General features: G+C 71.2%; 20 protein-coding genes. 2 read left to right on the top strand and 18 right to left on the bottom strand.

From position 1 onward, the window contains the following. Position 1 precedes the first annotated feature (1 nt). Complete coding sequence (locus SLNSH_RS04205) at positions 2-1,030, bottom strand: TRAP transporter substrate-binding protein (RefSeq protein WP_106335401.1); 1,029 nt, start codon at positions 1,028-1,030, stop codon at positions 2-4. 150 nt (positions 1,031-1,180) lie between these two features. Here SLNSH_RS04205 and SLNSH_RS04200 point away from each other — a divergent pair, with 150 nt between their 5' ends. Beyond that, entirely contained in the window at positions 1,181-1,951 is a 771-nt protein-coding gene (locus SLNSH_RS04200; RefSeq protein WP_106335400.1) for a FadR/GntR family transcriptional regulator, read from the top strand. Between the two features lie 56 nt (positions 1,952-2,007). Here SLNSH_RS04200 and SLNSH_RS04195 read toward each other — a convergent pair whose 3' ends face one another. The 17 genes from SLNSH_RS04195 to SLNSH_RS24820 form a co-directional block, all read right to left on the bottom strand. Next, positions 2,008-2,766, bottom strand: coding sequence for a ZIP family metal transporter (locus SLNSH_RS04195; RefSeq protein ID WP_106335399.1), 759 nt, complete (start codon positions 2,764-2,766; stop codon positions 2,008-2,010). A gap of 82 nt (positions 2,767-2,848) precedes the next feature. Next, the gene (locus tag SLNSH_RS04190) at positions 2,849-3,229 is read right to left on the bottom strand and encodes a hypothetical protein (protein ID WP_106335398.1); all 381 of its coding nucleotides are present in this window, start codon (positions 3,227-3,229) and stop codon (positions 2,849-2,851) included. A 105-nt stretch (positions 3,230-3,334) separates the two neighbouring features. Beyond that, the gene (locus SLNSH_RS04185) at positions 3,335-3,637 is read right to left on the bottom strand and encodes a cytochrome C oxidase subunit IV family protein (protein ID WP_106335397.1); all 303 of its coding nucleotides are present in this window, start codon (positions 3,635-3,637) and stop codon (positions 3,335-3,337) included. After that, positions 3,634-4,278: a cytochrome c oxidase subunit 3 family protein gene (locus tag SLNSH_RS04180; RefSeq protein ID WP_106335396.1), complete on the bottom strand. Its 645-nt coding sequence runs from the start codon at positions 4,276-4,278 to the stop codon at positions 3,634-3,636. The genes SLNSH_RS04185 and SLNSH_RS04180 overlap by 4 nt, the downstream gene beginning before the upstream one ends. Further along, positions 4,275-5,951 (bottom strand): cytochrome c oxidase subunit I, encoded by a 1,677-nt coding sequence (gene ctaD, locus SLNSH_RS04175; RefSeq protein ID WP_106335395.1) that lies wholly within the window; start codon positions 5,949-5,951, stop codon positions 4,275-4,277. The genes SLNSH_RS04180 and ctaD overlap by 4 nt, the downstream gene beginning before the upstream one ends. Then, positions 5,948-7,003, bottom strand: a complete 1,056-nt coding sequence (gene coxB, locus SLNSH_RS04170; RefSeq protein ID WP_106335394.1) for a cytochrome c oxidase subunit II — start codon at positions 7,001-7,003, stop codon at positions 5,948-5,950. The genes ctaD and coxB overlap by 4 nt, the downstream gene beginning before the upstream one ends. Then, positions 7,000-7,800 (bottom strand): thioredoxin domain-containing protein, encoded by an 801-nt coding sequence (locus SLNSH_RS04165; protein WP_106335393.1) that lies wholly within the window; start codon positions 7,798-7,800, stop codon positions 7,000-7,002. Before SLNSH_RS04165 ends, coxB begins: the two co-directional genes overlap by 4 nt. Then, positions 7,797-8,189 carry a hypothetical protein gene (locus SLNSH_RS04160; RefSeq protein ID WP_106335392.1) on the bottom strand — a complete coding sequence of 131 codons (393 nt, stop codon included), beginning with the start codon at positions 8,187-8,189 and terminating at the stop codon, positions 7,797-7,799. The genes SLNSH_RS04165 and SLNSH_RS04160 overlap by 4 nt, the downstream gene beginning before the upstream one ends. Then, a complete protein-coding gene (locus SLNSH_RS04155) occupies positions 8,182-9,189 on the bottom strand; it encodes a hypothetical protein (RefSeq protein WP_106335391.1) in 1,008 nt (335 codons plus the stop codon). Before SLNSH_RS04155 ends, SLNSH_RS04160 begins: the two co-directional genes overlap by 8 nt. Further along, entirely contained in the window at positions 9,186-9,644 is a 459-nt protein-coding gene (locus tag SLNSH_RS04150; RefSeq protein ID WP_106335449.1) for a c-type cytochrome, read from the bottom strand. Before SLNSH_RS04150 ends, SLNSH_RS04155 begins: the two co-directional genes overlap by 4 nt. 56 nt (positions 9,645-9,700) lie before the next feature. After that, positions 9,701-11,602: a quinol:electron acceptor oxidoreductase subunit ActD gene (locus SLNSH_RS25645; RefSeq protein WP_425352971.1), complete on the bottom strand. Its 1,902-nt coding sequence runs from the start codon at positions 11,600-11,602 to the stop codon at positions 9,701-9,703. Between the two features lie 125 nt (positions 11,603-11,727). Further along, positions 11,728-14,508 (bottom strand): 4Fe-4S dicluster domain-containing protein, encoded by a 2,781-nt coding sequence (locus SLNSH_RS04140; RefSeq protein WP_106335390.1) that lies wholly within the window; start codon positions 14,506-14,508, stop codon positions 11,728-11,730. Beyond that, positions 14,496-15,152, bottom strand: coding sequence for a cytochrome c3 family protein (locus SLNSH_RS04135; protein WP_106335389.1), 657 nt, complete (start codon positions 15,150-15,152; stop codon positions 14,496-14,498). Before SLNSH_RS04135 ends, SLNSH_RS04140 begins: the two co-directional genes overlap by 13 nt. 216 nt (positions 15,153-15,368) lie before the next feature. After that, positions 15,369-17,249, bottom strand: coding sequence for an ABC-F family ATP-binding cassette domain-containing protein (locus SLNSH_RS04130; protein ID WP_106335388.1), 1,881 nt, complete (start codon positions 17,247-17,249; stop codon positions 15,369-15,371). A gap of 39 nt (positions 17,250-17,288) precedes the next feature. Next, positions 17,289-18,305, bottom strand: coding sequence for an ABC transporter ATP-binding protein (locus SLNSH_RS04125; RefSeq protein ID WP_245422035.1), 1,017 nt, complete (start codon positions 18,303-18,305; stop codon positions 17,289-17,291). Between the two features lie 60 nt (positions 18,306-18,365). After that, complete coding sequence (locus SLNSH_RS04120; RefSeq protein ID WP_106335387.1) at positions 18,366-19,298, bottom strand: pirin family protein; 933 nt, start codon at positions 19,296-19,298, stop codon at positions 18,366-18,368. 119 nt (positions 19,299-19,417) lie between these two features. Further along, on the bottom strand, positions 19,418-19,579 hold the full coding sequence (locus tag SLNSH_RS24820; protein WP_158266669.1) for a hypothetical protein: 162 nt from the start codon (positions 19,577-19,579) through the stop codon (positions 19,418-19,420). Between the two features lie 183 nt (positions 19,580-19,762). Between SLNSH_RS24820 and SLNSH_RS04110 the strand changes: the two genes are divergently transcribed. After that, positions 19,763-20,170, top strand: a complete 408-nt coding sequence (locus tag SLNSH_RS04110) for a hypothetical protein (protein WP_106335385.1) — start codon at positions 19,763-19,765, stop codon at positions 20,168-20,170. Positions 20,171-20,184 lie beyond the last annotated feature (14 nt).

Below are 20,184 nucleotides of genomic sequence, written 5' to 3'. Positions count from 1 at the left end.
CTCAGGCCTGGGTGGACTTAATGATGTCGACGATCGGCTTCGCTTCCGGGCGCGCCTTCACGAAGGCGTCCGTCTGCGGGGCGACCTTCTTGCGGAACGCCTCGCGGTCCGGGTCGATCACCGTGACGCCCTTGTCGGCCAGCACCTTGAGCGCTTCCTTCTCGACCGCCAGGCCATGGGCGCGGGTGTCGGCCGCCGCCTTCTGGGCCGCGTCCAGGAAGGAGTCGCGCAGCTTGGGATCGAGACGGTTGAAGGTGGTCTCGCTGAAATAGACCGCCAGCGGCGAGAAGTTGTGCTGGGTGAGGCTGTAGAACTTGGCGGTCTCGTAGAACTTGCTCGCCACGATGGTGGGCGGATCGTGCTCCAGCCCGTCCAGCACGCCGGCCTGCAGGCCCGTGTAGATCTCGCCAAAGGCGAGCGGGGTCGCGGCGGCGCCCATGAGGCGCAGGCATTCGGTGATGACCGGGTTGGGGAGGGTGCGGATCTTGAGGCCTGCGAGGTCCTCGGGCGTCTTCACGGCCTTCTTGGCCAGCACGCTGCGGGCGCCGAAGTTGTAGGCCCAGGCGATCACGCGGATGTTGGCGTTTTTGAGCAGCGCGGCTTCCACCGGCTTGGCGGCGCCGGCGTCGAAGGCCTTGGTCTGCTGCTCGAAGCTGGAGAAGAGGTAGCCGAGGTCGAAGGTCCCGACGAGCGGCACCAGGTTGGCCGAGATGGACGAGCCGGACACCATCATGTCGATGACGCCGAGCTTCACCGAGTTGATGACGTCGATCTCCTGGCCGAGCTGGTTGTCCGGGAAGAAGGAAACGTCCAGCTGCTCGCCCAGGCCGGAGCTTTTCACATGCTTCATCAGGTTGTCGTAGAACACCCGGCCGTTGGCGTATTTCGGGTCGTTCGCCTGCGAGGACGAGAGCTTCAGCTTGGTCACCGCTGCCACGGCGCGCCCGATCAGGGCAGGAGCGAAGACGAGGCCGGCCGCGAGCGGGGCGGAGGCGCGCAGCAGCGAGCGGCGGGTGAGATGTCCGGTCATATGTTTCCTCCGGAGGCGGGTCTGGCGCCCGCTCTCGTGCTGACGAGTCCCTTTGGACTTCATCTGCGCTTAATGTAAGACTAGATTTCCAATGCCGGCAAGCCTCGTGCGCCAACTTCCCCGGCGCAGCGGACCGGCCCAAGGGCGCCCATGTTCAAGAACTCGGCCGGCCTCGTCCGGAACGTTCACAGCCAGGTGGCGGACCGCATCGGGATGGGCATCATCCGGGGCGAGATCGCGCCCGGCGAGGCGCTCCCGGCCGAGATGCGCCTTTGCGAGATGCTGGACGTGAGCCGCCCGGTGGTGCGCGAGGCGATGAGGATCCTGGCCGGCAAGGGGCTGATTGAATCCCGCCCCAAGAGCGGCACGCGCGTGCGCCCGCCCGAGGCCTGGAGCCACCTGGACCCGGATGTTCTGCGTTGGCGGCTCGCCTGCGCGGACACGGAAGACTACCTGCGCAAGCTTTTCGCGCTTCGCTACGCGGTCGAGCCCGCCGCCGCCGCCATCGCGGCCGAGGCGGCCGGGCCGGAGGACTGCGCCGCCATCGCGACCGCGCTCGCCGGCATGGAGACGGCTGCCGACAATGCCGCCTTCGTGGAGTCCGACATCGCTTTCCACAAGGCCATTTACATGGCCACCCGCAACGAGCTCTTCTGGCCCATCGCCCAAATGCTGGAGATCTCGCTGCGCCAGAGCTTCGCGATCGCGGCCACGGGCGATCACCGTCCGCGCGCACTCGCCGAGCACAGGGCCGTGATGGAGCGGATCCAGGCCCGGGATGCCGAGGGCGCGCGGGCTGCGACCGCCCTGCTGCTGGCGAATTCCGCCGGTGACCTTGAGAAGCTGCAGGCCGGCCACGTGCGTCCGCCCGCCTTGCCGCAGGGCGCCGGAGAGACGGCGATGCAGCCGGTCGCCGGATAGGGCCGACACCTGGAGGAAAGCGGGCCTCGGTGGGAACGCCAAAGCCTTGCCCGCCGTCAGCCGGCCAGCTTCGACAGGCAGAAGGCCGCGAGAAAGCCCGCGACGGTGATCAGGCCCGCATAGTCATGGGCCGTCTCGAAGGCCTCCGGGATCATGGTGTCGGCCAGCATCGCCAGGATGGCGCCGGCCGCGACCGCGGTGGTCGCCGCGATGATTTCCGGGCTCGCGCCCTGGAGGGCGACGTTGCCCACGAGCGCGGCCAGTCCCGAAATGATGGCGATCGCGCCCCACACGCCGAACACATAGGCCGCGCTGCGGCCCGCCTTGCGCATGCCGGCGGCGCTCGACAGTCCCTCGGGCACGTTCGACAGGAACACGGCGGCCACCGTGACGAGGCTGACGCCCTTGCCGGCGAGCAGGCTGACGCCGATCACCACGGATTCGGGGATGCCGTCGAGCAGTGCGCCCACAGCGATCGCCAGCCCTGATCCGCCCGAGGAGTCCTGGCTTTCCTTCGGATTGGACCCCGACCGCTTGCGGTGCTTGGCCCCGCGCCGCGAGATGTAGATGTTGGCTGCGGTGTAGATCGCGCCCCCGCCCAGGAAGCCGATGGAGGTGGAATCGAAGCCGCCCTCGCGATAGGCCTCGTCCATCAGGTCGAAGGCCACGGCCGAGATCAGCACGCCCGAGCCGATGGCCATCACGGCGGCCACAACGCGCTGCGACAGGCTGGCGAACCAGGCCGTCGCAGCGCCGACGAGAAGCGCGGAACCGCCAAGGAGGCCCCACAGGCCTGCCTGCAACCACATTGGCATCAGTGTCTCCGTCCGCCGCGTGCCGGGGGCGGCGGCGCCTCCTGTGATCCGGTGACGAGGGAAGGGGGCCGCGTGACCCGCGCTACTGCTTCTGGCTGTTGTTTTGGTTGATCGAGCCGGTCTGGTCCGTGCTGTTGCCCGAGGAGCTGTTCATGGCCTCGAACACCGACATCCCGTGCGGGCCGATGGTCATCACGACGGGATTGCCGTCCTTGGTCTTGGCCTGCACCACGAAGGACTGCGCGACCACGTTGACGTCCTTGAACCCGGCGGATTGCAGGTCCTGCTTGATCTTCTGGGCCGCCGCCTGGCTGTTCTGGCCGGCGCTCATGCCGGCGCCGGGTTGGGCGCTGGCGGATGGGGCGGGGGTGGCAGGGGAGGTCCCGCTCGTGCTGGATTGGGCAAGCGCCGGGGAAGCCAGGCCGAGCCCGGCGACGGCCACGAGAATGCCGAGTGATTTCATCTTCGATCTCCGTTGAAAGCCCCCGTGCGACCAATGGATGGTCGGCGCCCATGTTCCGGCGCCGGACCGCGACTCGGTCTCTTCCCGAACCGGTCGGGAGGCACGTCAGAGACGGGTGAGCACGTCGCTCAACGTGAGGGCGAATAGGATGGCGATCCAGAAGAAGCCGGCCAGTCCGGTCAGCCGGAGCAGGGGCGTCCCGCGCTTCAGGTTCATGAAGAAGGCCGCCACGAAGCCGGCCTTGATCGCCGCGATGCCGAGGCCGATCGCGGTGGTGATCGGGCCCAGCGGCCAGTAGGCCGCCCAGCAGGACAGGGCGAGCAGCCCCATCAGGGCGGCCCAGACCGAGAGGTCGCGGAGCAGCGGGAGAGGGCGGGGGCGCTCGGCCCCGGAAGGCCCGGCGCTCATCCGGCCCTCCCCGGGAGGTAGATGAGCGGGTAGAGGATGATCCAGATCACGTCGACGAGGTGCCAGTAGAGCGCCGTCACCTCCGCCTGCGGGTTGTCGCGCAACCGCAGATGCGGACCTCCCCCACGGATCGTGAGCCGGCCGACGAGGCCGATGCCGATCGTGAGGTGCAACGCGTGCACGCCGGTCATGACCCAGTACAGGGCGAAGAACAGCCGGGCGCCGGGCTCCGGCAGGGCGAAGTCCCCGGCCGGCCACAGCCCCTTGCGTAGGTCGTCCGCGTACTCGAACCCCTTGATCGCCAGGAAGGCGCAGCCGAGCGCCGCGGTCGCGGCCAGGCAGGCGCGGATCACGATGGGCCGCGCCTCCCGCTCCGACGCCTGGGCGGCGAGCGCCATGGCGAAGCTGCTCGTCAGCAGCACGGCGGTGTTCGCAGTGCCGTAGACGATGTCCGTCTCGCGCGCGGCCGCCATGAAGGCGTGGGGATGGCCGATGCGGCACACTGCATAGGCGAGGATCAGCCCGCCGAAGAACAGCAGCTCGCTGGCCAGGAAGATCCAGATGCCGAAGGTGGCCGCCTCCCGCTGGCTCGCCAGGTCGGGCCAGGGTTCGCGCAGGAGCGATTGGACCGGCGCGCTCATGCGTCCTCTCCCTGCCGGCGGCGGGGGCGCTGGTCCGGCGCCGGAGCGACCGCCTCGGGGTGGTAGTCGTAGGGGCCGACGTCGATCCTGGGCTGCTGGTCGAAATTGTGGGGCGGCGGCGGCGAGGCCGTGCGCCACTCGAGGCCCGTCGCGTCCCAGGGATTGTTCGGGGCGCGGCGTCCCCAGATCAGGGACCAGAGCAGGTAGCCGAAGGGCAGCGCGTAGGCGGCCGCCAGGACGGTCGCGCCGGACGAGGACATCACGTTCCAGACCTGGAACTCGGGCGGGTACACATGGTAGCGCCGCGGCATGCCGAGGTAGCCCAGGATGAACTGGGGAAAGAAGGTCAGGTTGAAGCCGAAGAACATCAGGATGGCGGCGAAGCGCGCCCAGCCTTCCGGATAGAGCCGGCCGGTGATCTTGGGCCACCAGAAGTGCAGGCCCGCGAAGTAGGCCGACACGGTGCCGCCCACCATGATGTAGTGGAAATGCGCCACCACGAAGTACGTGTCCGTGACGTGCACGTCGATGGGGATGGAGGCGAGGAACAGCCCCGTCAGGCCTCCCATCGTGAACAGGCCAAGGAAGCCCAGCGCATAGAGCATGGGCGCCTCGAAGCTGATCTGGCCGCGGTAGAGCGTCGCCGTCCAGTTGAAGACCTTGATGGCCGAGGGCACCGCCACCACGAAGGACAGGAATGAGAAAACCAGTCCGGCGAAGGGCGACATGCCGGACACGAACATGTGGTGGCCCCACACGAAGAAGCCGATGCCCGCGATCGACACCAGCGCGTAGACCATGAATGTGTAGCCGAACACGCGCCGCCGGGCGAAGCAGGTGATGACTTCCGAGACCACCCCCATGGCCGGCAGCACCATGATGTACACGGCTGGGTGGCTGTAGAACCAGAACAGGTGCTGGAACAGCAGCGGGTCGCCGCCATGGGCCGGGTCGAAGATCGGCAGGTGGAGCACGCGCTCGGCCATCACCAGCAGCAGGGAGACGGCGAGCACCGGCGTCGCCAGCACCATGACGAGGCTCGTGGCGTAAAGCGACCAGACGAACAGCGGCAGTCGGAACCAGGTGAGTCCCGGCGCCCGCAGCAGGTGGACGGTGGCGATGAAGTTCACCCCCGTGGCGATTGACGAGAAGCCCACCGCGAACACCCCGAACGCCGCCGCGAAGACGTGGGAGTTGGAGAACATCGTCGAGAACGGCGTGTAAAAGGTCCAGCCCGTGTCGACGCCACCCAGGATCAGGGTCGCGACCGTGAAGGCCCCGCCCAGGATGGCGAGGTACCAGCTGAACAGGTTCAGGCGCGGGAAGGCGACGTCGCGGGCGCCGATCATGAGCGGCAGGAGGAAGTTGCCGAGCGTGGCCGGGATGGCCGGGACCATGAAGAACCAGACCATCACGATGCCGTGGAACGTGAACAGCCGGTTGTAGGTGTCGGCCGTGACCACGTCCGCCTGTGGGGTGAACAGCTCCAGGCGGACGAGCGTGATCGCGGCGCCGCCCAGGAAGAAGAAGATCGTGATGGTGACCGCGTACAGGATCGCGATGCGCTTGTGGTCGGTCGCGCCGAACCATGAGCGCAGCGAGGCGCCGGCGCCCAGGTAGCTCGGGCGGTCGGGAACAAGCAGGCGCTCGTCGGGGGTGGCGGCGACGCTCATGGCGATCCTCCAGCGGGCGGGGTTCCCTCCAGCGCGCGGCCGGGCTCCATGGCCGGGCTGCGGCCCTCCGGCGGCCCCGGCGCCAGCCCGGGCGGGGCCGCCGCCTCGGCTGCGGGCCGGCCTTCCGGCGCGGCGAGCGAGCGGATGTAGGCCGTCAGCGCCACGATCTCCCCATCCCCCAGCACCCCCCTGAAGCTCGGCATGATGGGGTCGTAGCCGGCGGCGATGTCGCGCTCCGGCTGCAGGATGGAGTCGCGGATATAGGCCTCATCGACCACCGCGCGGCGTCCGTCCGAGAGCGGCACGGTGCTGCCGAAGAGCCCCGCAAGGCGCGGCGCGCGTACGCGCGAGCCCGGCGCGTGGCAGCCCGCGCACCCGCGCGACACGAACAGGCGCGCGCCCTCGCGGGCGAGCCCGTCCGCCTCCGGCCGCGCGCCCAGCCAGCGCGCGTAGTCCTGCGCGGGCATCACCACCACGCGCCCCTCCATGCGCGCATGATCCGTCCCGCAATATTCCGCGCAGAGGAGGTGGTAGACGCCGGGCTTGGTGGCCTGGAACCAGGTCTCGGTGTAGCGGCCGGGCAGGACGTCCTTCTTAATGCGGAAGGCGGGGACGAAGAAGGAGTGGATGACGTCCTCCGAGGTCATGAGCAGCCGGACCGGCGTGTCGGCCGGGACGTGCAGCTCGTTGATCTCGCGCGGCCCCTCAGGGTGCTGCGTCTTCCACATCCACTGCTTGGCGACGACGTGGATCTCCAGCGCCCCGGCCGGCGGGATCAGGGCGGCGACCTGGGCGGAGCTCGCCCACCAGAACAGGAACAGGAACACGAACAGCGTCGCCGCGGTCCAGCCGATCTCGAACTCGCGGCTCAGGATGGCTGGCATCGCGCCGCGCGGCGCGGAGGACCCGCGGCGATAGCGGACGGCGAAAACCGCCACCAGGGAGAACACCAGCAGCAGGATGACGCCCGACAGGACCAGCAGCAGCAGGAACAGCCGGTCGGTGGTCGCCGCCTGCGTGGAGGCGGACACGGGGACGAAAAAGGCGCTCATGGGGCGGCCCTCGCATCGCGGCGCCGCGCGGCCCGGGCCAGGGCGGCGATGGCCAGGGCCATGCCGATCAGGGTCAGCACGCCGGCTCCCGCCAGAATGCGCCGGATCGCCGGCGTATAGGCCCCGAGCGCGGGGTCGAAGCCGTAGCACAGCAGGGCGAGGCGGTCGGTGAAGCCGCCGATGCGGCCCTGGCCCGCTTCCATCAGCGCTAGTCGCAGCCCGTCCCGATCCAGCGCGAAGGTGGACAGGGCGCGCGACACGCGTCCCTCGGCCGTGACCGCGTAGGCGGCGGCCGGGTGGGCGTAGCGGCGCTCCCCGGCGTCATACGAAGTCGTGTAGCCCAAGGCGGCGAACAGCCGCCCGATAGCGTCCGCCGAGCCGACCAGGGCCACCGTTCCGCTGGCGTCTCCCGGATCGCCCAGGGCGGGCGCCACCATCGCGCGAGCCTGCTCGGGCGTCTGGGCCGGGTCCATGCCCACGGCCACGATCCGGTAGTCGCGCCCCCGCTGCGCCGGGATCGCGTCGGCGGCCGCGCCGACCAGCGCCAGCGCCGGCCCGCACAGGGATCGGCACGCGTAGTCCACCGGGATCAGCAAGGCCGGCCTGCCGCCCAGGGCGTCGCGGAGCCTGAGCGGGCGGCCGCTCGCGTCCCGGAAGGCGGCGTCGAGCGGCAGCACCGCGCCGGGCGCCGCGGCGGAGCGCACGCCGTCGAGCTCCGATCGTGTCAGCGCAGCCCGCGCGGCTCCAGGCTGCAGCAGGATCGCGAGCAGCAGCACGGGCGCGAGCCGGCGCTTCATGGGCCGCTCCCCTTGGCTGACTTGGACGCGTCGGTCCCGGCGGCGCCTTCGACCGGATCGAAGGCGGCCTGGCCGCGGGCGGCCACCATCGCCATGGCGTCCGTGATCGGGACGCGCGCCACCCCCCGGTCGCGATCCACCCAGGCGTAGCCTGCCAGGCGCTCGCGCTGGGCCGCTTCAAGGCGCAGCCGGTCCGCCCGGGGATCGGCCTGTAACCGAGGTTCCGCGAAGCGGCTCGGCTCTGGGAGGCTGGGGCTTCCGGCGGTCAGCCGGTAATAGGCCAGCAGGGCGATAAGCGCGACCGCCACAAAGGCCAGGAAGCCGAGCGCGATGGCGGTGACGGCCTTGGCCGCCACGTCCGGCCGTTCCGGGCGCGACTGGTCACGCACGGGCGGCCCTCCGGGGCGCCCGGACGAGCGACGGGAGCGCGACGCCCAGCGCCACGGCGCACGTCGTCGCCAGCACGGCCGCGAGCGCCGCAAAGAACCCTTGGTCGGGCGCCATCAGCCAGAAGACATGCAACGCCGATCCGATCAGCACGAGTGCGCCGGCGACGCGCAGCAGCGGTCCGCCCTGCCGGGTGGAGCGCAGGAGCAGCAGGCCGAGAGGCGCGGCCGCGCCGACCAGCAGGGCCGCCAGGATCACCGCCTGCCAGGCGCCTTCCGTGCGCCGGACATACCAGGCGGCCTTGGCCGGCAGGTCGCCGTACCAGAACACCAGGTAGGTCATGAAGCCCAGGTACACGACCCCGAGCAGGGCGGCGATCATCAGGCCGGCGATGTTGGGCGAGGCGCGGTCGTCCGGTCCCGCCAGCGCGGAGACGCCCAGGGCCGCCAACACCTGCTGCGTCGCGAGGGTGAGGCCCGCCGAGGTGTTGGTGAAGCCCGGCGCCAGGGACACGATCCAATCCGTCGCTAGCACGGACACGGCGACGGCGTGGAACACGAGGAAGAGCGCGGCGGCCAGACGCGACGGATTCCGGTCGGCGAGGACAGCCATGGCGATCCAGCCGGCCAGGATCAGGCCGGTTCGCGCCAGCAGAAGCGGCGCGTTCAGATAGAAGCGCGCCACCCCCGGCGCGCCCGGCGGCGCCGCGGCCCAGGGAAACAGCCCGCCGAGGTCGAGGGCGACGAGCGCGAGCGCGAGGCCGCCGGCGAGGATGAGCCATGGCGCGCGCGCAGCCGGGGCGGCCAGGCCGGCTCCCCAACGCCCGCCGGTAAGGCGCTGGATCATTCGCAGCGCCACCCCGCCCAAGGGCGCCAGCAGGACGACCGCGCCCGCCACCGCCGAGCCCTGGGCGGCGGCCCTGGGCGCCAGGACGAAGCACGCGGCCAGCGCGGCGGCGCTCGCCAAGCCCAGAACGGCGGGGAGCACGGGCGCGCGGCTCATGGCAACCGCTCCCGCAGTTGCGGCGCGTCCGCGACGCGGGCCGCCTGCGACAGTTGCAGGGCGCGGATATAGGCCACGATGGCCCAGCGGTCCTTCGGCGCCACGCGAGCCGCGTAGGGGTACATGACCCCATAGCCGTGCTCGATCACGTCAATGAAGTGCGAGGCGTCGGCCGAGCGCAGGCGCGGCTCGTGATAGGACAGCGGCGCCGGGAAGCCGCGGGAGACGATCACGCCGTCGCCGTAGCCGGACAGTCCGTGGCAGGGCGCGCAGGCGATCTCGTAGCGCTCGCGACCGCGGGCCAGCAGGGCGGGCGTAACGGGCGGTGGCTGCCGGGCGGCGTCCTGCGCAGCAGCGTCGACCGGCACGGCTCCCTCGGGCGCGGTCCGACTCGAGGCGCCGTCCCGCCAAAGGCTGGAGGGTTCGTCCGTGTCGTAGCGCTTCTGCACGATCATGGACTGGTCGCTGCACGCCTGCAGCGCCGCCAGGAGCAGCAGGATGCCGAGGCGCCTCACGGATGCGCCTCCGTGACCGAGATCGCTCCCGCTTCCTCGAGCGACCGCCGCAGCTCCGGGAGCGACCCGGCGGGCTGGGCCAGGAGGAAGAAACGGTCCTGGGTCGCCCGCTCGAAAGCCGGGACGGCGAACACGGGATGATGGAGCCGCGGCAGGCCGCCCGTCCGAAACATCGCGACCAGTCCCGCGAAGGCGGCGGCGAAGAGGCCGACCTCGACCGGCGCGATCAGGAAGGCCGGCCAGCTGTGGGGCGGGCGGCCGCCCAGGTTGAGCGGATAATCGACGACGGCGCTCCACCACTCGACCGCGTAACCGAACGCCGCCGCCGCGACTCCCGTCGCCAGCATCGCGGGGCCGACCCGCACCCGTTCGTCCGGGATCGCGGCGGCGAAGGCCCGCACGGGGTAGGGCGAAAACAGGTCGACCGTCACGTCGCCGCGCTGCGTGACGCGGGCCACGGCGCGCAAAAGGCGATCCACCGTCGCGAACTCAGCCAGCAATCGCCCGGTCGGCGGCGCCTCGGCCGTCTTCCCCGGCGGCGCAGCCGCGGAGGGGAAGAGTATCCAGTCTGGGCGNGCCGCGGAGGGGAAGAGTATCCAGTCTGGGCGCCCAGTCTCCTGGATCCCCTTCCCGGCGCTTCGCGCCGCCGGGGATGACGGCTCCTCGGCCAGGGCCTGCGAGAGCCCGTCCAACGATTGCGCGGGCGCGGCTGTCTCCGCCGCCTGGGCCCGCATCTCGTAGGCGGACAGGGCGGGGGCGACCCGCAGGAAGACGAGGTAGAGGCAGCCGAAGAACCCGATGGGGCCGAGCAGCAGGGCCCAGTCCCATATGGTCGGGTGGAACGCGCGCCAGAGCGTCGGCATGGTGTCGTGCGAGAGCGTGCCCCAGATGATCAGGATGCGCTCCAGCCACATGCCGACCAGCACGCCCCCGGCGATCAGGCCGAGGCTGATGGGGCTGCGGCGCACGGCGGGGAGCCACAAGGCCTGGGGGATGACGCAGTTCAGGGCCAATTGAGCCCAGTAGAGCGGGGCGTACGAGCCGGTGAACAGGAACCGCACGACCCCGCGGTCCGCCGCATCGCCGCCGTACCAGGCGGTGAACCACTCCGTCGCGTAGCTGAGGCTCATCAGCAGGCAGGAGGCCAGGATGATCTTGGCCATGGCCGAGAGATGGCGGGGCGTGATCATGCCTTCGGCGTCGAGGCCGCGACGCACCAGCAGGGCCAGCAGCAGCACGCAGGCGAAGCCGGAATACAGGGCGCCGAACACGAAGTAGGGCGGGAAGATGCTCTCCTGCCAGCCAGGCATCAGGCTGGCGGCGAAATCCAGGCCGACGATGGAGTGCACGGAGACGACCAGCGGGACCGCGATGGCGGCCAGCGTCCGGTGCAGCCGCTGATGGGCGCGCCATTGCAGGGCCGAGCCCCGCCAGCCCATGGCGAGGACCCCATAGGCGACCTGCCAGCCTCTGCGTTTGGCGCGATCCCGGAGGGCCGCCAGATCCGGCAGCAGGCCCACATAGAGGAACAGGATGGAGAACAGTAGGTAGCTGAGGATGGCCCAGAAATCCCAGACCAGCGCGCTGCGCCACTGGGGCCAGAGGCCCATGGTGTTGGGATAGGGCGCGAGCCAGTAAAAATATTGCGGACGACCCAGATGCAGGATGGGGTAGAGCCCTGCGATCGCCACCGCGAACAGGGTCATGGTCTCGGCCAGCCGGTTCACGGCGTGCCGCCAGTCCTGGCGGGTGAGCACGAGGATGGACGAGATCAGCGTGCCGCCGCTGCCGATGGCGATCCACCAGACATAGCTGGCGATGGCGTAGCCCCAGACGACCGTGGAGTTCACGCCCCACGAGCCGATGCCGGCGAAGAGGTCCACGATCCCGACCACCATCGCCAGCGTGAGTGCGAGCCCGGCGCCGAAGGAAATCCACCAGCGCCGCCCGGGCCTCGTTTCGAGTGGACCCAGGATGGCCTCGTTCGTCGCGGCCATGGCGGTCGCCTGGGCGGCGGCCGCGTTCATGCGCCGCCTCCCAGGGCCGGGTCCGGATTGCGGCGGTCGGCGAGGTAGGTCGTGCGCGGCCGCGTGTTGAGCCGCTCCAGCAGGACGTAGTGGCGCGGGTCGGCACGCAGGTCGCGGACCGTCGAGTCCTTCGCGTTGAGGTCGCCGAACGCGATGGCCCGGGTGGGGCAGGCCTGCTGGCACGCGGTGACGACGGCCAGGTCCTGATCCTCCCGGCTGTCGCGCTCAGCGTCCTGGCGGGCCTTGGCGATGCGCTGCACGCAATAGGTGCATTTCTCCATGACGCCGCGGGCGCGGACCGTGACTTCCGGGTTGGCGCGGGCCTTGAGCAGTTCGGCGCCGAGGTTGGCGTATTCCTGGCCGTCGGCGTAGCCGAAGAAGTTGAAGCGGCGAACCTTATAGGGGCAGTTGGCCTCGCAGAAGCGGGTCCCCACGCAGCGGTTGTACACCTGCGCGTTGAGGCCCTCGCTGTCGTGCACGGAGGCGGCCACTGGGCAGACCGGCTCGCAGGGCGCCTGCTCGCAATGCATGCAGGGCACGGGCTGGAACCCCACCCCGGCCCCTTCCTGCTCGTATTCGTCCACCCGCAGCCAGTGCATCACGCGGCCACGGCCGATCTCCTCCGGCCCGACCACGGGGACGTTGTTCTCCGACTGGCAGGCCACCACGCAGGCGTTGCAGCCGATGCAGGCGCCAGTGTCGATCACCATGGCCCAGGCCGGGCCCCCGCCGGGCCAGGCGGGATAGAGGGACGGCTCCGAAACAGGCGTGGGCTGCTGATCCGGCGCCTGCGCGTCCGTGATAAAGCGGAAAAGGTCGCGGCGCTCGCCGTCGAGCCGCACGACGTTTTGCGTGGTCAGGACCTCGCCCCGACCTTTCGCCTTCGCGACCTCGACACCCCGGATCACCCACTGGTCCGGCCCCTCGCGAAGGGGGAAGGCGTTCGCGCCGACGCCGTTGCCGATCGCGCCGGCGCGTTGGCGCCCGTGGCCGAGAGCCAGGGTGGCCGCGCCGGTCGGCTGGCCCGACACGACGCGGACCGGGACGGTGATCACCTTGCCCGAAGCCCGCGCTGTCACGAGATCGCCCTCGACGACGCTGAGCCGGGCGGCGTCCTCGGCCGCCAGCGCGAGCGAATTGCCCCACACCTGCTTGCCAAGCGGCTTGGGGCATTCCTGCAGCCAGGCGTTGTTGGCGAAGCGGCCGTCCCAGAGGGTCGGGTCAGGCTCGATGACGAGGTCGAGGCCGCCGGGGGCAGGCGGAGCGGGCGCGGCGGCCGGGGCCGGCGCTCGGGCGCTGAGCCCGGCCAGGGGCGCGGGCGCGGAGTCCGCGACGAACCCCTGGGCCAGGGCGACGCGCCAGTCGGCGTCCGCCATGGTCCAGCTGGCGCGCACCTCGTCGCGCGCCGAGGAGTCGGGCTTGCCCATGAGCGCTTCGAGCAGCTCGTGCGAACTCCAGCCGCCGAACAGCGGGGCGATGAGGGGCTGGGCGACGCTGGCGAGGCCTTCAGGGGCGCGCAGGTCCGTCCAGGTCTCAAGCGGGTGGGCCTGCGGGACATGCCATCGGCACAGCGCCGCGGTTTCGTCGACGGCGGGGCCGAGGTGGAGGGAGAACGCCGTCCTTGGCAGATGCTCGGCCAGGCCGAGGGTCGGCCAGTCATAGGCGGGGTTGGCGTCCAGGATGAGGAGCGCGCGGACCCGGCCGGCGGCGAGATCGTCCCGGAGCGCCTGCGGGTCCTCCGGCTCCGCCCCGGCGGCGCGGTCGAAGGCGGGGAGGAGGTCGAGGGGCGCCCGGAGCTTCTCGTTGATCCACCACGCCCAAGCCCCGGCTTCTGGCGCCAAGGCCGGGCCTGGCAGAACAAGGGCGCGGCCGGGGGCCTGCCGGAGGGCGGCTGCGGCCGCCTCCACGAAGGGTCGGGCCGCCGGCGGAAGATCGGGCTCGGGCATGCCCGCGCCGAAGCGGTTGGCCAGCGCGGCTGCGCAGGCCTCGACGGCTGCGGGAGCCAGGGCCAGGCGGCCATCCGCCTTGGCGCCGGTCAGGGTGAGGCGGGATTCGACGGCGTAGAGTCGCGCCGCGCCCCGGCGCCGGCCTTCCGCCCAGCCGCGGGCGAGGCGGACCTGGTCGGGCCCTGGCCCAAGCGGGTCGGCGTCCAGGCACACGAGCGCATCGACCTTCTCGAGGTGGGGAACGGCCTCGATCTCGCGGCCGTAGGCCAGGCGCAGCGACGCGCGGGGCGAGACGTCGGCGGCCTCATAGGCGTGCCAGCGGGCGCCGGGGAAGGCGGCGAGCACGGCCGCGATCTGGCGCAGCAGGGTGGGGGAGGTGACCCGGCCGGTGAGGAAGCGCAGGCCCCCGCCGGCGTCGGGCTCCTTCCGCCACTGCTCCAGGGCGAGGAGGAAGCTCTCGCGCGAGGCGATGGCGCCGTCCCGCAGGATCGCGCGCGAGCGGTCGGGGTCGTAGAGGGACAGGATCGCGGCTTCGGCGAAGACGTCGGCGGCGCCGCCGCTTCCGGGATGGCGTGGGGCGCCTTCAACCGCGATGGGGCGCCCGTTCACGGTGACGCCGACCACGCCGCGGCCGTAGCCGGCGAGAGCCAGGGCGGTGGCGAAGCGCTCCGGCTCGCCGGGCGGCGCCTCGCGGCCGAGCACGGCCGGGACGATCTCCTCGTCCGGCCCGGAGCAGGACGTCGCCGCTAGCGCCATGGAGGCGGCCAGAGCCTGCAGGGCGGCGCGGCGGGTCAGGCCGCCGCCCGCGGAAGCGTCGTTCAGCGGTGGCATCGCGAACAGTCCGTGAGGCGGGCGGGGTCGACGTGGCGCTCGGCCATGAGCCGGCGGCCGCGCGCCTCCTGGTCCGGCGGGGGCTTCCAGGCCATGTCATAGACGGCGGAAAGCGGGCGGAGCGCCTTCTCGGGATGGCGGTGGCAGTCGAGGCACCAGCCCATGGTGAGCGGCGCCGCCTGGCGCATCAGCGGCATGCGGTCCACCGGGCCGTGGCACGTGCTGCAGCCGACGCCCTTGGTCACGTGCACGGCGTGGTTGAAGTAGACGTAGTCCGGCAGGGCGTTCACCCGCCGCCAATGCATCGCGCGGTTCTCCGCCAGGCTCGTCCGCACGGGCGCGAGCATGCCGGCGTCGGTCCACAGCTGGGAGTGGCAGGTCATGCAGGTCTCGGTGGGCGGCATTCCCGCGTAGCGCGTGGTCTCCACGCCGGTGTGGCAGTAGCGGCAGTCCAGGCCGAGGCCGCCCACGTGGTGCTGATGGCTGAACGGCACCGGCTGCTCGCGCGCGAGGTCCTGGCCGGTGACGGCGGGCGAGCGCATCAGCGCGTAGGCGAAGCCAACGCCCAGGACCGGCGCGGCCGCCAGGGCGGCGAGCCCGAGTCGCAGCAGCACGTCCGCTCCCGGGCGAAAGATCTGCGCCATCACCCCTCACTGCGGCGATAACGCGGGCATCCCCGGCGGCGTTCAGTCGGCCGGGATTAGCCCGCGCCTGATCGACTTCCTGAGGGCGTGGATCGTTCCCCCGAGACGCCGTCGCATGGTCGGCCGGAGGACCAACAGGGTCGCGCGAGGAACCTCAGCGTCCCCGCTCGCAACGGAAAATGGGGCGCCGGCCGCCCTGTGATCAACAGCCCGCGGTCAGCCCGCGAGGGCTTCCTCGTACTCGGTGGAGAGCGCCAGCCATTCCTCTTCGGCGGTGACGAGCGTCCGTTCCAGTTCGGCGCGCTGGGCCGACAGCTGGGCGGCCTTGGCGGGATCCCGCTGGAACGTGTCCGCCTCGCCGAGCACGGCGTCGACGCGCGCGATAAGGTCCGAAAGCTTCGCCATGCGCTGCTCTGCGGCTTCGATCTTCTTGCGCAGCGGGGTGAGGGAGGCGCGACGTCCGGCCGCCTCGCGCCGCTGTTCCGCCTGGGAGGTCCGGCTCTCGTCGGACTTGTCGCCCTTCTCCGAAGGTCCGTCCCCCTCCAGCACGAGGCGCCGGTAGGCGTCGAGGTCGTCCTCGAACGGCTTCACCGTGCCGCCCTTTACGAGCCAGAGCCGGTCGGCGCAGGCCTCGAGCAGGAAGCGGTCGTGCGAGATCAGGATCACAGCGCCGCCGTAGTCGTTGATGGCCTCCATCAGGGCGGCGCGGGAATCGATGTCGAGGTGGTTTGTCGGCTCGTCGAGGATGAGCAGATGCGGCCCGCCAAAGGTGGCGATGCCCATCAGCAGGCGCGCCTTCTCGCCGCCCGAGAGGTTGGCGACCGGTGTGTCCGCCTTCGCGCCGGGAAACCCCATCTGGGCGCAGCGGGCCCGCACCTTGGCTTCCGGCGCGTCCGGCATGAGCTCGGCGACGCTGGTGAACGGCGTGGCCGCGAGATTGAGCTCGTCCAGTTGGTGTTGGGCGAAATAGGCCACCTTCAGCTTGGACGAGCGTCGCACCACGCCGGACTTCGCCTCCAGCCGGCCGCCGACCAGCTTGGCGAAGGTGGACTTGCCGTTGCCGTTGGAGCCCAGCAGGCCGATGCGGTCGTCCTCGGCAATGGAGAGCGACAGGCGCGAGAGCACGGTGGTCTCGCCGTAGCCGACGGAGGCGCCTTCCATGGCGATGATCGGCGGCGAGAGCGGCCGCTCGGGCGACGGGAAGTTGAAGGGCAGCACGTCCGTGTCGATGAGGGCCGCGATGGGCTCCATCTTCTCCAGCCGCTTGACGCGTGACTGCGCCTGGCGCGCCTTGGACGCCTTGGCCTTGAAGCGGTCGACGAAGGCCTGGAGGTGCCGGCGCTCCTCCTCCTGCTTCTTCACGAGCTTCAGCTGGAGCGCCTGCTTCTCGCGGCGCTGGCGCTCGAACTGGTCGTAGCCGCCGCGGTAGAGGGTCAGCTTGGCCTGGTCGAGATGGAGGATCCCGTCGACGGACTGGTTGAGCAGGTCGCGGTCGTGGCTGATGACGAGCACCGTATGCGGGTAGCGCGCCAGGTAGTCCATGAGCCAGAGCGTGCCCTCGAGGTCGAGGTAGTTGGTCGGCTCGTCCAGGAGCAGCAGGTCCGGCTCCGCGAAGAGCACGGCCGCGAGCGCGACGCGCATGCGCCAGCCGCCGGAGAAGGACGAGCAGGGCCGGGCCTGCGCCTCGGCGTCGAAGCCGAGGCCATGCAGAATGGACGCGGCGCGGGCCGGGGCCGAGTGGGCGTCGATGTCGACCAGTCGCGTCTGGATTTCGGCGATGCGGTGCGGGTCGGTGGCCGTCTCGGCCTCGGCGAGGAGCGCGGTGCGCTCCGTGTCGGCGGCGAGCACCACCTCGGTCAGCGTCTCCGGGCCGCCGGGCGCCTCCTGGGCGACGGAGCCGATGCGCAGCCCGCGTCCCACCGTGACCGTGCCGCCCTCGGTCGCGACCTCGCCGCGGATGATGCGGAACAGCGTGGTCTTGCCCGTGCCGTTGCGGCCGACGAAGCCGACGCGGGCGCCGGTGGGGATCGCCACCGTGGCCTTGTCGAAGAGCGTGCGGGCGCCCAGCCGGTAGGTGAGGTCGTTGACGTGCAGCATGGCGGGCTTGTCGCAAAGCCCGCCGGGAGGCGCAAGGCGCTATTCCACCACGTCGACGGGGGTCCCCAGCGGCGTCTCGGTCTCTTCCGCGATGGCGTTCACCGCCTGGGCGATGAGGTCGTACTTGGTGGCGGTGGCCGTGAGGTCGCGGAACCAGTTCACCAGGTCGCCCCAGGGGTCGTTGATCTTGGCGAGGCCGGACACGAAGGCAACCACGGTGCCGACCTCCGTCTGGCCATGGACCACGAACCAGCCGCCCGCCGCCAGCACGCCGGCGGTGCCGGAGTGGTGCAGGAGGTTCATCAGGAAGTTCATGGAGAACTTGAGCTTGTAGATGCCCATGTTCAGGGCGAACACGTCGTCGATGCGGACGTCGAGGTCCTGGCCGACATGGAAGTGGGCGCCGGGCTCTCCCATCATGGCGACGCTGACCTCGCGCAGCGCGCTGATGCGGCGGGCCACGCGCAGGTTGATGGCGTGCTGCATGAGCGGGACGAAGACGATCTGCGGGCAGAAAACCAGCAGCGCGACGAGCGCCATCAGCGGCTCGAGATACGTCATGTAGCCGAAGACGGCGAGCAGCAGGCCGCCCTGCATCATCGGCTCGGACACCGAGACGCCCACGAAGCCGCCGATCGGCTCCGCCTCCGCCAGCATCATGGATGTCTCGATGCCGAGCGCGTCGGCGGCGACGCGGTCGGAGGAGGCTTCGCGCAGCAGCAGGTGCACCGTGCGGCGCAGGGAGCGGACGGTCGTCTCGCTCACCCAGCCGCGGTAGACGTTCATGGCGAGCTTGACTGCGCCTTCCGCGATCGCCAGGCCCACATAGGCGAGGGCCAGCGCCAGGATCGGCTGGAACTGACCGCCCTTGAAGGCGTCGTTTACCATGCGCCGCTGCACCTCGAGCGGCGCGGTGGAAAGCAGGAAGACCAGCACCGACAGCGCCGACAGGGCCAGCTGATGCGGGCCGCTGACCTCCCAGATGAAGCGCCCCAGCGACGGGGAGAGCCGCACGCCGGCGGCGCCCAGGCGGGTCGGGTCCATTCGCTCCAGCATGACCGCCGATCTCCTCGACGGCAGGGTGGCCTCAGGCGGCGCCGGCCGCAATGCGATGGATCATGGGGGGAGCGGGATGAACTCCGTCTCCCCGGGCACCGCCTCGAAGCGGCCGGCTCGCCAGTCGGCCTTCGCCTGCTCGATCCTGTCCCTGGACTTGGACACGAAGTTCCACCAGATGTGGCGCGGCCCGTCCATCGGCTCGCCGCCGAAGATGAGCACGCGCGCCGCCGTCTCCGCCGTCACCGTGAGGGCGTCGCCCGTGCGCAGCACCAGCAGCCGCCCGGCCTCGAACCGGTCGCCCGCAATGGCGATGGCGCCCTGCGCCACGTAGATGGCGCGCTCCACGTGCTCGGCCGGGACGGGCAGGCTGGCGCCGGGCTCCAGCGCGGCGTCTGCGTAGACCATCTCGGAGAAGGTCTTCACCGGGGCCGTTTCGCCGTAGAGCGAACCCGCGATGATGCGGACGCGCTTGCCCTCGGCCTCGAGCGTGGGCAGCGCGGCGGCGGCGTGGTGGGCGAAACCGGGGTCGGTCTCCTCGTCGCGCTCGGGCAGGGCGATCCAGGACTGGATGCCGAACAAGGGGGCGTCGCTCAGCCGGACCTCGGGGGCGGTGCGCTCCGAATGGACGATGCCGCGCCCGGCGGTCATCCAGTTCACCTCGCCGGGATCAATGGCCTGGATCGAGCCCAGGCTGTCGCGATGAAGGATCTGTCCTTCGAACAAGTAGGTGAGGGTGGCGAGCCCGATATGCGGGTGCGGACGCACGTCGATGCCCGTGCCCGCCTTGAACACGGCCGGGCCCATCTGGTCCCAGAAGATGAAGGGGCCGATCATCTGGCGCCGGGCCGAGGGCAGGGCGCGCCGCACCTCGAAGCCGCCCAGGTCGCGGGCGCGCGGCACGATGATGGTCTCGACGGCCGGGTTCGGGCTGTCTTCTGCGTCGGCGCCCTCGCGCAGGGACGCGTCCGCGCGGATGGTGAACTGGGTCATGGGGGGAACGCCCTCGTTCAGGCGGCGCGCTTCCGCCCTGCGCGGTCGCGCCGTCGCCGCAAGGCGGCGTTCCCACAGTGTAGACCGGGTCTGGCCCGCCGGACAGGGCGGGCGTGGGGCTACTCGCGTTCGGCCTTTTTGTCGCCCGCGGCGGCGCGCACCATGGCCTGTGTGATTTCCAGGCTGAACAGGGTGAACCCGAAAGCGATCTTCATGGCGAACAGTGGCAAGGCGAGGTCGACGCCGCCGCTGGGGGCGGTCTCTGGAACGATGGGCTGCATGGTTGTTCGCTCGCCTGGCGAGCGCTCCTCGATGGCGCCGGCCCAGCCGGCCTGTCGGGGATTCAACGGCTTGGCCGCATGCTTGTTCCTCGCCGGTACGGGGCGGGAACGACGCCTGCGCCGCCACGTTGGCCCCAGAGACAACCGAGGGCGCGTCCGCCGCGCCCGCCAGGAGGAGCACCGATGGCCGAGCACAAGCCGAAGGGCGGCGACCACGACCGCCACCGCTACGAGGAGCACCGCCAGGAGACCCCGCCCGTCGGAGGCCGGGAATATGGACGAGTGCGCGCAGGCGAGACCGACAACACCGTCATCGGGGGCGGCGAAAGCCACTCCTATGGCGGCTACGGCAGCGACTACGTCCGCTCGCGGGAGGAGTTCGGGGGCGGCGGCCCGCCGCTTCACGAGCCGAGCGATGCCTACCAGCCCGGCTACGAGGTCAAGAAGGGCTCGGGTTACGGCGCCCTGGGGCAGGGCGGCCAGATCGACCGGCCCGGCGAGGGCATGCCGGACCCCGATCCGCAGGCCCAACCCGTCGAGAAGGGGCGCTCGGGCGGTCTTCCCGACGAGAAGCCGACCCAAAAGCGCTAAGCGCGTTCACGCGC

Source organism: Alsobacter soli, assembly GCF_003004785.1.
Lineage (GTDB): Bacteria > Pseudomonadota > Alphaproteobacteria > Rhizobiales > Beijerinckiaceae > Alsobacter > Alsobacter soli.
This window is presented reverse-complemented; position numbering and strand designations above follow the sequence as displayed.